Origin of the sequence: Nocardia sp. NPDC004168, assembly GCF_040610355.1 — a bacterium.
Lineage (GTDB): Bacteria > Actinomycetota > Actinomycetes > Mycobacteriales > Mycobacteriaceae > Nocardia > Nocardia sichangensis.
The window spans coordinates 458,262-470,335 of record NZ_JBEXME010000001.1; the positions used below are offsets into that span (position 1 = coordinate 458,262).

Genomic DNA, 12,074 nt, shown 5'->3' on the forward strand with positions numbered 1-12,074 from the left:
TGTTGCTCGCCACCGCGGCGACTGTCAGGATCGCGGCATGCGACCTGAGGAGCCGCCGCGCCGGATCCGGGCGGTCTACGACGAGCGGACGATCGTCGTCTATCAGGCCTACTCCCCGGAGATCGCCGAACCCGCCGTTGCCGCTGGGACTTTCGTCGAGCCGTTTCGCCGGGAGCGGATGACGTGGATCAAGCCCTCGTTCCTGTGGATGATGTATCGCTGCGGGTGGGCGAGCAAGCCCGGCCAGGAGCGGGTCTTGGCGGTGACGATCACCCGTGCCGGGTTCGAATGGGCACTGGCGCATGCCTGCCTCAGCCATTACGACCGGAAGCTCCACCCGGATCGTGAGGTGTGGGCCGAGCGGTTGCGGGCGAGTCCGGTACGCGTCCAGTGGGATCCGGAACGTGACCTCGCGCATCGTCCGCTGGCGTACCGCTCCCTGCAAGTGGGCTTGGGCGGTATCGCCGTGGGGCATTTCCTCGACCGCTGGATCACCGGGATCCGCGATGTCACCGGGGAAGCGCGGCAGCTGCGGCAGTTGGTAGCGGACGGGAAGCTGGAGGCGGCGACTCGGGCCCTTCCCGAGGAGCGCCCCTATCCGTTGCCCGCGGCCGTCGCCGCCGCCATCGGCGCGTCGTCCTGACGAACCGTGTGATCCGAATCGCACTGGCGCATCTGCCGAAGTTGTGATTAACCTGTAGAGGTCTTATTTCCGTTGATCGGAGTTCTGCCGTTGCTCATTTGAGGTAGCCACCGTGCGGCCCGCATTCGCGCGCCGTGTCTCGTCGCAACCTCTGGGAGCTGGCATGACCAATCTGTCTTTTTCCGATCTCACTTTCGGCTGGCCGGACGGCACCCCCGTTTTCGAGGGCCTCGACGCCGTGCTCGGCCCCGGTCACATCGGCCTGGTCGGCGGGAACGGTGCGGGTAAATCCACTTTGCTGCGGTTGATCGCGGGGGAGTTGAAGCCCGTTCGCGGGTCCGTCACGGTCGCCGGGCATCTCGGGTATCTGCGCCAGGACCTCGGTCTGGGCTTGGGGCAGCGCGTCGACGCGGTGCTGGGCATCGCGGAGGTGCGAAAAGCCTTGCACCGCATCGAATCCGGAGTCGGCAGCGAGGCCGACTTCGACTCGGTCGGCAACCAGTGGGATGTCGAGGAGCGGGCGTTGGCGCTGCTGGCCCGGCTCGGCCTGCACTATGTCGCCGACTCGGTGGAGCATCTCGATCGCACGCTCGACACCCTGTCCGGCGGCGAGACGGTGCTGCTCGGACTGGTCGCCGAGCTGCTCGCCGAGCCCGACGTGCTGTTGCTGGACGAACCGACGAACAACCTGGATCGGGTGGCTCGCGCGCGGCTCTACGAGGTGATCGGCCAATTCTCCGGCACGGTGCTCACGGTCAGCCACGACCGTGCGCTCCTGGATCGGATGGCGACCATCGCGGAGCTGCGCCACGGCGAACTCCGGTTGTTCGGCGGCAATTTCAGCGAATACGAGCGGATCGTCGCCGCCGAGCAGGAGGCCGCCCGCGCCGCGATCCGGGACGCGCGCAGCGATGTCCGCAAGCAGGCACGCGAACTCGTCGAGGCGCGCATCAAACTGGACCGCAGGCAGCGGTACGGGCAGAAGATGTGGGACCAGAAGCGGGAGCCGAAAATCGTGATGGGCGAACGCAAACGGCAGGCGCAGGTGTCCGCGGGCAAGTTGCGCAACAACCACATCGAAAAGTTGGACTCCGCCAAGGAACAGCTCGAGCAGGCCAAGGAGTTGTTGCGCGACGATCGGGAGATCCGGGTGGAGTTGCCCGACACGCGGCTGTATCCCGGTCAGGACGTCATCGAGCTGGACGGAGTCGAGCTGGCGTGCGGGCCGACGGTGGCGTTGCGGGTGTCCGGTCCGGAGCGGATCGCGTTGACCGGCCGCAACGGCGTCGGCAAGACGACGCTGCTGCGGCGCATCGTCGAGGAGGGGCCGAAGGTGCCGTGGCGGATGCTGCCGCAGCGCTTGGACGTCTTCGACGAGCGGAAGACGGTATTCGAGAATGTCGCCTCCACCGCGCCGCACGCCTCCGCGGAGCGGATCCGGGCGCAGCTGGCCCGCTTCCTGTTCCGCGGCGCGGACGCCGACGTCGCGGCGGCGGCGCTGTCCGGCGGTGAACGGTTGCGCGCGGCGCTGGCGATGCTGCTGCTGGCCGACCCCGCGCCGCGCCTGCTGCTACTGGACGAGCCGACCAACAACCTCGACCTGCCCAGCCTGGAGCACCTCACCCAGGCGCTGGCCGGCTTCGAGGGCGCGCTGATCGTGGTCAGCCACGATCCGCGCTTCCTCTACGAGATCGGGGTGACCCGGCGTCTGGAACTCACCGCGGCGGGATTGACGGAGACGCTGGTGACCTGACCCGCCGTCAGGTCAGCAGCGCCGAGAGCCGCTTCGGGGCGACGTGTCGGTAACCGTCCCGGACGATCTCGGCGACTTCGTCCCAGTCGGGTTCCACGTCCAGCCGGACGCCGATCCAGCCGCGGTGCCCGACGTAGGGCGGCACGAAGAACCGGGTGGGCTCGGCGGCGACCATTTCGGCCTGCACGCCTAGGGGAGCCGGGCACCAGATCGTCGTACCCGGCTCCCGGTGCCGGTCCTCGGGGTAGTACACGAACGCCTTCTTCGCCGCCACGAAGAAGGTGGGGGAGCCGTGGCTGGGCCGTTCGGTGCTTTCCGGCAGATCCAGGCAGATCGCGCGGATTCGGGCGAGCGGGTCCACGAGTGGGAGTCTATGTGGCCTTGGCCGCACGCCGCATGAGGCCGGGATGCTTGGACAGGCCGAGCGCCAGGCGCACCGCGAGGTAGGTGAGCGTCAGCCACGGACGTAGGTGTGGCTGCAACGTGCGGATGCGGCCTTGGTCGTCGAGCCGCAGCACCAGCGCTTCGGTCAGCCGGAACGGTCCGATCCCGGCTTCGGCCAGCAGGACGCGCCGCGCGCCGTCGCCGATCTCCTCGGTCCACCGCAAGCCGGTGAGACTGCCGTACGCGGCGGAGAGCAGCACGCGCAGGTCGTCCCGGCCGCGGAAGACCAGTCGGCCGGACAGCGGTGAGATCAATTCGGCATCGGGCGCGAGTACCCGTGTCAGCGCATCCATGTCGCCGCTTTCGGTCGCGGATCGGAACTCGGTGATGGCGTCGGACATGCTGGTCAACCCCTTCGCTCGTCGCTGATTCCGAACCTAGTTCAAGTCACTTGCAAAAAGCAATGGACTAGACTGGGCAAATGCCCAAGGCCGCTTTCTCCGACATCGTTTGCTCGATCGCGCGCACGGTCGACGCGATCGGCGAGCGCTGGACGCCGTTGATCCTGCGCGATCTGTTCGTCGGCCTGACCCGCTTCGAGGATCTGCGTCGCGACCTCGGCATCGCTTCCAATGTGCTCGCCGCTCGTCTGGAGGTGCTGCGTGAGCACGGCATCGTGGAAAAGCGGGCGTACCAATCGAATCCGGCCCGCTACGAGTATCTGCTCACCGAACGTGGCCGTGACCTGTATCCGGTCCTCGCGATGCTGCTCACCTGGGGTGACAAATGGCTCGCGGGCCCGGAAGGCCCGCCCGCCGTAGTGGTCCATCGCGAGTGCGGGCGGCTAACCTCGGGCGTGGTGGTGTGCCGGGAGTGCGGTGGGTCGCTCACCGCGGACAATGTCCGGTGGCTTTCCGGACCCGGTGGCAGGCAAGCGCCGGGAACGATGCTGATCGGGGGAGTGCTCGAAGCCACAGACGCCGCGGACTGACCGAAGTCCGGCGGTGGAGGCCGCCACGGCGCTGTCCGGAGCCCGTCCCGGTGCGGCGAACCTGAACCGGACGCCGGCGGCCATCCCGGGACTGGCGCGCACCGCCGAACGGCGTCGGGTCAAAGCGACCGGCCGGCCTGCGGCGGTGTGGGCGTTCGGCGCACCCGAGTGAATCGGAGCACCCGCCCGCGGGACGCTCGCGCGGTCGTTCCTCGAGGGCGTGCACCGGATTTGCGAGACAACGATCGAGGGCGCCGCGATACTCCGGTCAGCGGCGCGGCGCGTACATGATGACCGTGACGCCGACCAGGCAGATCGCCGCGCCGAGGTAGTCCCAGCGATCGGGGCGGAACTTGTCCACCAGCATGCCCCAGGCCAGCGAGCCCGCGACGAAGACACCGCCGTAGGCGGCCAGGATGCGGCCGAAGTTCGGGTCCGGCTGGAAGGTGGCGACAAATCCGTAGACGCCGAGCGCGAGCACGCCCGCGGCGATCCAGACGACGCCGCGCTGTTCTCGCCAGCCCTGCCACACCAGCCAGGCACCGCCGATTTCGGCGAGCGCGGCGAGGGCGAACAGCAGCAGTGAACGGGCGACGATCATGGCGGGGACGGTACTTGCTCGTGGTCCGCCGGACGTCGCGAGCCCGGCCCGACCTCGTAGACGGCGTAGGCGCGCCGCAGTACCGGGTAGGAGACGTTGCGTACCGGCACGCCGCCCTGGGTGCGGCCGAATTCGGTACCGCCATGGGCATGCCCGTGGATGGCGAGCACCGCCCCGCCCGCGTCGACCGCCTCGGCCAGATCCTGGCAACCCAGGCCGGGGTAGATCTTCGGCGGTTCCCCGGCCAGGGTGTCGACGACCGGCGCGAAATGCGTGAGCGCGATGCGAGTTTCGCAGTCGATCCGGCCGAGTGCCCGGCGTAGGCGAAGGGCGTCGACCGGACCGCGCCGCATGCGAGCGCGGCGTTCGGCGGACCCCTCGTCCGGTGTGCCGGGATGGCCGGGGAAGCCACCGCTGCCGCCCATGACTCCGGCGACGCCGAGCCGAATGCCGTTGATCTCGAGATAGATCGAAGTGCCGTCGAGTACATGGACGCCCACCGCGGTGAGCCGTGCCGCGATCAGGTCGCCCGATTCGTCGTCATGGTCGTGATTGCCGAGTACGGCGACCACCGGCACGGGAAGACTTTCGAGTTCCGCGCACAGCAGATCGGCTTGCGAGCGGGTGCCGCCATCGGTGAGATCGCCTGCGAGCAAAGGACATCCGCGGCATCGGGCAGGCGCAGGAAGTCCGGACGAAAACGCCCGGCCACGGCCGCGTGCATATGCAGGTCGCCGACGGCCGCGACGCGAATGCGCTCGGCGGTGCGCGCTGGGGTCACAACGGCCAGCCAGCCATACCGGCGAAGGGCGTGTCAAGCGACGGCGCGAAGCACGTCCGCGACGGCCGACCGGGGCGAAGCAGGAAACTCGGCGTTCACCCGGCAGCGACCCGCCGTGAGATCGGTATATAGCTGTTGGCTATTCCTTGTTCAAGGGCTGTTCAGTGAGACTACGGGCAGTGTGGCGTCCGATGAAACGTCCATGAACACTGCCGCGTCGGACTATCGCGCGCGCCGGTCGCTCCCGCATGGTCGCGATATGAGCGGAGCGCAACTGCTGTCGAAAGTCGTTGCCACCGCGGCGGCTGTGTTCCTCCCACTCTCCGCCGCGGCCGGAGTCGCGCAGGGCGAGGCGCCCGCGGCCAAAGTGGTCGTGATCGGGTTGGACGGCTTGATGTACGGCAAGGTCGAGCACGCGCAGGCGCCTAATCTGCTGCGGCTGAGCGGCGAGGGCTTGCTCAGCCGTTCGTCCATCGCCCCGCACATCACCATCTCCGGTCCGTCCTGGGCCACCGTGCTGACCGGCGTGTGGGATCGCAAGCACGGCATCACGGACAACCAGTTCACCGCCGCGCCGTTCGCGCGTTACCCCACGGTGTTCACCCAACTCGAACGCGCTCGGCCCGCGTCGAAGACCCAGTCCATCGCCACCTGGGACCAGATCGCCACGATGACCGGCAGCGGCAGCCCGCGCGCCGACGTCGTCGTCTCCACCGCGCCCGTGCCGGACGATCCGGACGAGTCGCGCACCGACGCCGCCACCGCCGACGCCGTGGCGTCCGTGATCGGCAGGTTCGCGCCCGACCTGCTGTTCACCCACCTGGACCAGGTGGACCACGCCGGTCACGGCGCGGGTGGCGCCTCGCGCGCCTACCTCGACGCGGTGCGGCGCATCGATGTCCTGGTCGGACGCATCGTCGCCGCGGTGGACGCCCGCGCCGCCGCCCACCCCGCCGAGCGGTGGACCGTCCTGGTCACCGCCGACCACGGCCACACCCCCGAAGGCGGGCACGGCGGCCAGTCCTCGGACGAGACGACCAACTTCGTCATCGCTCGCGGCCCGGACTTCCGGCCCGGCGCCACCAGTACCCGAGCCACCCTGGTCGACATCACCCCGACCGTGCTCGACCTGCTCGACGTCGCTCCCGCCGCCGATCTCGACGGTCGCTCGCTTCGTTCCGAGCCCGGCTCCGACCGGACGCCGTTCGCCGGATCCCAGCCCGCCGCCATTCGCTGACCGCGCCTGTCTCGCCTCGGCTCGTAGTTCTCGCCCCAGCGGTTCGGGTATCACGCCTCATGGGGTAAAAGCGCTGGTCAAGTGAATGAATCTCGCTGCGGAGAGCGCCGCGTGCGCAGGGAGGCTACCGAGCGCCGCGCTCCGTATGTGTCCGAAATACGACGGTGGAAGAGGGTGGCCGGGACCCCTGCGCGCCCGCGCCGGTTCGTCGTCCCGGCACTCCGGCGCGCATCCTTCCTCAGCAGAGCGGACGTGGGTGCTCCGCCCGGACTAAAGTTGGTGGTCCGGGAGGTTGCACCGGTCGGATAGGGTGGTCCGATCGAGGCGCGGAGAGGTGGTGGCATGACTCAGCATCTGGGCGAGGCGAAGGTCGAGCAATCGACGTCGGGCCCGCGGTCGAACGGTGCGGGCGCCACCGACGCCGCGCAGACCCCGAAATCGCCGGAGTCGGCGAACGCGACCCCGCCGCGTCAGCCCGGCACCTCTTCCGCCGTTCCGACCTCGGCTTCGCGCCGGGTGCGAGCCCGTCTGGCCCGCCGCATGACCGGGCAGCGCGGTATCGCGGCGGTCAAGCCGGTGCTGGAGCCGCTGGCCACCGTGCACCGCGAGCTGTACCCGAAGGCGAACCTGACGCTGCTGCAACGCGCGTTCGATGTGGCCGACGAGCGGCACAAGCATCAGTTCCGCAAATCGGGTGACCCCTACATCACCCATCCGCTCGCCGTGGCGAACATTCTCGCCGAACTCGGCATGGACACCACCACGCTGGTGGCCGCGCTGCTGCACGACACGGTCGAAGACACCGGCTACAGCCTCGAACAGCTCACCCAGGACTTCGGCTCCGAGGTCGCGCACCTCGTCGACGGCGTCACCAAGCTGGACAAGGTCAACCTGGGCGCGGCCGCCGAGGCCGAGACGATCCGCAAGATGATCATCGCGATGGCCCGCGACCCGCGTGTGCTGGTGATCAAGGTGGCCGACCGGCTGCACAACATGCGCACCATGCGTTTCCTGCCGCCGGAGAAGCAGGCCAAGAAGGCCAAGGAAACGCTGGAAGTCATCGCACCGCTCGCCCATCGCCTCGGCATGGCCACGGTGAAGTGGGAGCTGGAGGACCTCGCCTTCGCGATCCTGCACCCGAAGAAATACGACGAGATCGTCCGGCTGGTCGCCGACCGCGCGCCCTCGCGCGACACCTACCTGGCGAAGGTGCGAGCCGAGATCGTCAACACGCTGGCCGCGTCCCGGATCAACGCGATCGTCGAGGGCCGCCCGAAGCACTACTGGTCGATCTACCAGAAGATGATCGTCAAGGGTAAGGACTTCGACGACATCCACGACCTGGTCGGCATCCGCATCCTGTGCGACGAGGTGCGCGACTGCTACGCGGCCGTCGGCGTGGTGCACTCGCTGTGGCAACCCATGGCGGGACGGTTCAAGGACTACATCGCCCAGCCGCGCTACGGCGTCTACCAGTCGCTGCACACCACCGTGGTCGGGCCGGACGGCAAGCCGCTGGAGGTGCAGATCCGCACCCAGGACATGCACCGCACCGCGGAGTTCGGCATCGCCGCGCACTGGCGCTACAAGGAGACCAGGGGTAAACACTCCAACGACACCGCCGAGGTCGACGACATGGCGTGGATGCGCCAGCTGTTGGACTGGCAGCGCGAGGCCGCCGACCCCGCCGAGTTCCTGGAGTCGCTGCGCTTCGACCTGAAATCGCCGGAGATCTTCGTGTTCACGCCGAAGGGTGACGTGATCACGCTGCCGCAGAAGTCGACGCCGGTGGACTTCGCCTACGCCGTGCACACCGAGGTGGGGCACCGTTGCATCGGCGCCAGGGTGAACGGGCGCCTGGTCGCGCTGGAGCGTCAGCTGGAGAACGGCGAGGTCGTCGAGGTGTTCACCTCGAAGGCGCAGAACGCGGGACCCAGCCGCGACTGGCAGAACTTCGTGGTGTCGCCGCGCGCCAAGGCCAAGATTCGCCAATGGTTCGCCAAGGAGCGTCGCGAGGAGGCGCTGGAGAGCGGCAAGGAGCAGATCTCCAAGGAAGTCCGTCGCGTCGGGCTGCCGCTGCAGCGGTTGATGAGCGTCGACGCGATGACCGCCGTCGCCCACGAACTGCACTACACCGACATCTCCACGCTCTATACCGCCGTCGGCGAGCACCAGGTCTCCGCGCACCACGTGGTGCAGCGGCTGATGGCGCAGCTCGGCGGCATCGGCGACGTGGAGAACGAGCTGGCCGAACGCTCCACCCCGTCGACGACACCGAGCAGGCAGCGGGTCACCGGCGACGCGGGCGTGCTGATCCCCGGCGCTCCCGGCACGGTCGCCAAGCTCGCGAAGTGCTGCACTCCGGTGCCCGGCGACGAGATCATGGGCTTCGTGACCCGCGGTGGCGCGGTGAGCGTGCACCGTACCGACTGCACCAACGCCGGCTCCCTGCGTGAGCAGGCCGAACGGATCATCGATGTGTCCTGGGCCCCGTCGCCGTCCTCGGTGTTCCTGGTCGCCATCCAGATCGAGGCGCTCGACCGCACGCGGCTGCTGTCCGACGTGACCAAGGTGCTGGCCGATGAGAAGGTCAACATCCTGTCCGCCTCGGTGGCCACGCACGGCGACCGGGTGGCGATCAGCAAGTTCACCTTCGAGATGGGCGATCCGAAACACTTGGGGCACTTGCTGAACGTGGTGCGCAACGTGGAGGGCGTCTACGACGTCTACCGCGTCACCTCCGCGGCCTGACGCGCGCGAATCCTTCGAGTAGCTGTCAATTAGCTCTTATCGCAAGGGTTTCCGCTTGTCGCCAACTCGGCTCCAGGGGTTGCCATTCGGGGCGCGATGCCGGAAACTTGTCGGACCCTTCCCCGGAACGCGCCACTGCGTGTCGCGTTCAACTCGGTGTGTCGTGGAAGTTTTCCGTCGATGCGGCAGTAATAGCCGTAATCTGTTACGGTCTATTGCGTTTCATGGCGTTGAGGTAGCTGCGGCTGACGACTTGATTGCGGATCGCTATGACTGGATACTCGGCAAGACTCTCGGGGATGCTGGTAGCACTCGCCGTGGCTGTGGCGACCGCCGGTGTCGCCGCGGCGGAGCCGTCGAATCCTGTTGGCCCGTCCACGAATATCCGTCTCACGACCTGTCCCGCGTTGTACGCCTTGGGCATTCAAGGCACCGGTGAATCGTCGCCGGATGCCGCGCCCACCACCGACACCGGAATGCTTTCCACCGTGTTCCGCCCGATGATGGCGAAAGCTCCGGACACCGGACTCGTCGATCGGGCTTACGTGCCATACGAATCCGGCTTCGGCGGTGCGACAGCCGGTGGTGCGGCGCCGTATTCGGAATCCGTGGCCGGCGGCCTGGCCCGTCTGCGGAGCATGGCCGGGACCGTTGCCGAGGCTTGCCCGAACAGCCGGTTCGCGGTCGTCGGTTATTCGCAGGGCGCGCACGTCGCCTCGATGTTCGCCCAGGAGGTCGGCCAGGGGCACGGTGCGCTGCCCGCCGAAAAGGTGGCCGCGGTCGCGTTGTTCGGCGACCCGACCCGCAATCCCGGTGCGCCGCTTTTTCCCGGCGCGCCCGGCAAGGCGACGCCGGACCCCGCGCCGGGAACCTCGGGGGACCGGCTGGTGTCCATCGCCGCACTGCCGCAGGCGCCCGCCACCGGCGGCGGCATCGGCCCGGAACGAGACAAGGCCGCGAATTTCGGGGCGCTCACCGGCCGGGTGGCGAGTTTCTGCGCGGCGGGGGATCTCGCCTGCGACGCCCCGGACGGCGCGCCCATCCTGAAGGCGGTCGCCAACGTGGCGGGCCAGTCCAAGCTCAGCGGCGGCGACCCGATCGCCTCACTGGTATCGATCGCGCAGGCGCTGGCGTTCACCTCCATCAAGACCGCGACCGAAGTGGTCAACGGCGACGTCCAGGGCAATTCGCTGGCCACCCTGTCGATCTCGCCGCAGAAGTCGATCTCGCAGCGCCTCGCCGACGCCTCGGATCCACGAACTCCGCTGAATCTGCCCGCCGCGCTGCAGGCGCTGCTGAAAGTCGGCATGATCGGTTTGAACTCGGTGATCGCGGTGGTCCGGACGGTGATCGCCCCGGCGAACATCGCCGAGCTCGCCACCGCGGGCCTGGCGAATCCGCCCGCCGCCCTGCTGTCGCTCGGCGTCAAGCTGCTCGGCGCTATTCCGCAGCTGATCCCGCCGACCACCGGCGTACGTCTGGTCACCCAGGCGTTCGACGCGGTGGTGCAGAACATCACCGACAACAGCGAGCTGCTGAACACGACCACGTGGGTGCGCTACTGGGACACCGTGCAGCGTCACACCGCTTACACCAGCGCGACCGTCTCGGCGAACGGTGACGCTCCCACCCAGTTCGTGGCCGACTGGTTCGCGGCGATCGCTCGCGACATCGCCGACGCGTTCGGCAGCAAGGCCGAGCCGAGGGCCGTGCTGGAGAAGCAGCCGACCGGATTCTTCGGGGACGGCTCCGGCGCGTCTCCCACGCCGAGTTCGTCCGGTACGGGACAATTTCCGTTCGGGACAGGAGCCGACGGCGCCTCATCCAGCGGCGTGACGTCGATTCCGCCCACCGACCGAACCGGCACACCCAACACCTACCCGTTCTCCACGAACTGATCGCCGAGAGGGTCCGACGATGCGATACTGCGTGCCCTGCTCTGCGGGAATGGGGGAATGTTGAAGTCGTACAAACAGCTTTCCCGCTGGTACGGCGCTCTCGAGCCGGCGGTCGGAACGCCAGAGGCGGGCAAGCCGGATGAGGCGGACACCATCGCCCCGGCAGACGACGACGCGCCTTCGCGCTATCCGGACTACATCCGCGACGACACCGAGCCGTGGCAGCGCAAGCCCGAGGAGGTCCCGTCGGATCTGCCCGCGCAGCGCAGCGAATTCACCGGCGGTTGGTCGGATTGGGTGGTGACCGGCCGGGCGCCCGGCCCCGACGACGACTACGTCGCGCCGCGGCAGGCCGATCCGGTCAAGTTGCCGTGGGCCGACGACGACATACCCGAGCCGGTCGAGCGGCCGCGCCCTGCGGCGTCGCGTGCACTGCGCCAAGCCGCCCGCGACCATCCGGCGGTGCGCCGAGCCCGGCTGCTGCTCATCGGGATCGCGGCGGTGCTGATCATCGCCGTCGCCGCGGTGTGCGTGCTGCTGCTGCTGCGCTCCGCCGCCGGTCGCGCCGCGCTGCCCAAGGACTCACATGGGTCCGCGTCGGTGCAGCTCACCGTCGGCGGTGTGCACGCGGGCGGTGACCCGCGCGCGGTGAGCGCGGGCGCCTGCCCGACCGAGCGCAGTGACGCGATCGTGCGCAGCGCGGAGCCGGGCGGCACGGGCTCCGGGCCCGACGCGGTGCTGTCGTTCCAGTACGCGTACTACGTCGAACGTTCGGGGGACCGCGCCCGCGCGGCCGTCGCTCCGGCCGCCGACGTCCAGCCCGCCTGGGTCATCCAGCGGGGCATCGACTCCGTCCCGATCGGCACGACGCACTGCGTCCGGATCGTGACGGTCGCGGACAACCGGTATTCGGTGGAGGTCACCGAGTACCGGCCCGGCGGCGCGCCCGCCACGTACAACAGGCAGACGGTCACCACCGCGGTGATCGACGGCCGCACCCTGATCACGGGTATCACGGCCGGATAAAGGAGAGCA

General features: G+C 68.8%; 11 protein-coding genes and 1 pseudogene. 8 read left to right on the forward strand and 4 right to left on the reverse strand.

Going from position 1 to position 12,074, the window contains the following annotated elements; all coding sequences use genetic code 11:
• Positions 1–37: 37 nt before the first annotated feature.
• Both ABZW96_RS02315 and ABZW96_RS02320 read left to right on the forward strand, forming a co-directional pair.
• Positions 38–643, forward strand: coding sequence for a DUF4291 domain-containing protein (locus ABZW96_RS02315; protein ID WP_355070488.1), 606 nt, complete (start codon positions 38–40; stop codon positions 641–643).
• A gap of 163 nt (positions 644–806) precedes the next feature.
• Positions 807–2,396, forward strand: a complete 1,590-nt coding sequence (locus ABZW96_RS02320; RefSeq protein WP_355070490.1) for an ATP-binding cassette domain-containing protein — start codon at positions 807–809, stop codon at positions 2,394–2,396.
• A 7-nt stretch (positions 2,397–2,403) separates the two neighbouring features.
• Here the strand turns inward: ABZW96_RS02320 and ABZW96_RS02325 are convergent, their stop codons facing one another.
• Both ABZW96_RS02325 and ABZW96_RS02330 read right to left on the reverse strand, forming a co-directional pair.
• The gene (locus ABZW96_RS02325) at positions 2,404–2,757 is read right to left on the reverse strand and encodes an MmcQ/YjbR family DNA-binding protein (RefSeq protein WP_355070491.1); all 354 of its coding nucleotides are present in this window, start codon (positions 2,755–2,757) and stop codon (positions 2,404–2,406) included.
• Between the two features lie 10 nt (positions 2,758–2,767).
• The gene (locus ABZW96_RS02330) at positions 2,768–3,181 is read right to left on the reverse strand and encodes a nuclear transport factor 2 family protein (protein ID WP_355070493.1); all 414 of its coding nucleotides are present in this window, start codon (positions 3,179–3,181) and stop codon (positions 2,768–2,770) included.
• 80 nt (positions 3,182–3,261) lie between these two features.
• On the opposite strand from ABZW96_RS02330, the gene ABZW96_RS02335 reads away from it, so the two are divergent.
• Positions 3,262–3,771, forward strand: coding sequence for a helix-turn-helix domain-containing protein (locus ABZW96_RS02335; protein WP_355070495.1), 510 nt, complete (start codon positions 3,262–3,264; stop codon positions 3,769–3,771).
• Positions 3,772–3,796: 25 nt separating this feature from the next.
• Positions 3,797–3,943 (forward strand): annotated as a pseudogene (locus ABZW96_RS02340) (NUDIX hydrolase); the annotation flags it as partial.
• Positions 3,944–4,039: 96 nt separating this feature from the next.
• Here ABZW96_RS02340 and ABZW96_RS02345 read toward each other — a convergent pair.
• Positions 4,040–4,372, reverse strand: coding sequence for a YnfA family protein (locus ABZW96_RS02345; protein WP_355070497.1), 333 nt, complete (start codon positions 4,370–4,372; stop codon positions 4,040–4,042).
• Entirely contained in the window at positions 4,369–5,028 is a 660-nt protein-coding gene (locus tag ABZW96_RS02350; RefSeq protein ID WP_355070499.1) for a metallophosphoesterase, read from the reverse strand. Before ABZW96_RS02350 ends, ABZW96_RS02345 begins: the two co-directional genes overlap by 4 nt.
• Positions 5,029–5,412: 384 nt before the next feature.
• Here ABZW96_RS02350 and ABZW96_RS02355 point away from each other — a divergent pair, with 384 nt between their 5' ends.
• The 4 genes from ABZW96_RS02355 (at position 5,413) to ABZW96_RS02370 (ending at position 12,065) form a co-directional block, all read left to right on the forward strand.
• Positions 5,413–6,390 (forward strand): alkaline phosphatase family protein, encoded by a 978-nt coding sequence (locus ABZW96_RS02355; protein ID WP_355070500.1) that lies wholly within the window; start codon positions 5,413–5,415, stop codon positions 6,388–6,390.
• A gap of 342 nt (positions 6,391–6,732) precedes the next feature.
• Positions 6,733–9,141 carry a RelA/SpoT family protein gene (locus tag ABZW96_RS02360; protein ID WP_355070502.1) on the forward strand — a complete coding sequence of 803 codons (2,409 nt, stop codon included), beginning with the start codon at positions 6,733–6,735 and terminating at the stop codon, positions 9,139–9,141.
• Between the two features lie 299 nt (positions 9,142–9,440).
• Entirely contained in the window at positions 9,441–11,039 is a 1,599-nt protein-coding gene (locus ABZW96_RS02365; protein ID WP_355070504.1) for a cutinase family protein, read from the forward strand.
• Positions 11,040–11,096: 57 nt separating this feature from the next.
• Positions 11,097–12,065: a hypothetical protein gene (locus ABZW96_RS02370; protein ID WP_355070506.1), complete on the forward strand. Its 969-nt coding sequence runs from the start codon at positions 11,097–11,099 to the stop codon at positions 12,063–12,065.
• Positions 12,066–12,074 lie beyond the last annotated feature (9 nt).

What these genes read in the sequence shown, in the direction of transcription:
- ABZW96_RS02335 (WP_355070495.1), top strand. Translation starts at nt 3,262, where the DNA reads ATGCCCAAGGCCGCTTTCTCCGACATCGTTTGCTCGATCGCGCGCACG.
- ABZW96_RS02315 (WP_355070488.1), top strand. Translation starts at nt 38, where the DNA reads ATGCGACCTGAGGAGCCGCCGCGCCGGATCCGGGCGGTCTACGACGAG.
- ABZW96_RS02365 (WP_355070504.1), top strand. Translation starts at nt 9,441, where the DNA reads ATGCTGGTAGCACTCGCCGTGGCTGTGGCGACCGCCGGTGTCGCCGCG.
- ABZW96_RS02345 (WP_355070497.1), bottom strand. Translation starts at nt 4,372, where the DNA reads ATGATCGTCGCCCGTTCACTGCTGCTGTTCGCCCTCGCCGCGCTCGCC.
- ABZW96_RS02360 (WP_355070502.1), top strand. Translation starts at nt 6,733, where the DNA reads ATGACTCAGCATCTGGGCGAGGCGAAGGTCGAGCAATCGACGTCGGGC.
- ABZW96_RS02370 (WP_355070506.1), top strand. Translation starts at nt 11,097, where the DNA reads ATGTTGAAGTCGTACAAACAGCTTTCCCGCTGGTACGGCGCTCTCGAG.
- ABZW96_RS02330 (WP_355070493.1), bottom strand. Translation starts at nt 3,181, where the DNA reads ATGTCCGACGCCATCACCGAGTTCCGATCCGCGACCGAAAGCGGCGAC.
- ABZW96_RS02355 (WP_355070500.1), top strand. Translation starts at nt 5,413, where the DNA reads ATGAGCGGAGCGCAACTGCTGTCGAAAGTCGTTGCCACCGCGGCGGCT.
- ABZW96_RS02320 (WP_355070490.1), top strand. Translation starts at nt 807, where the DNA reads ATGACCAATCTGTCTTTTTCCGATCTCACTTTCGGCTGGCCGGACGGC.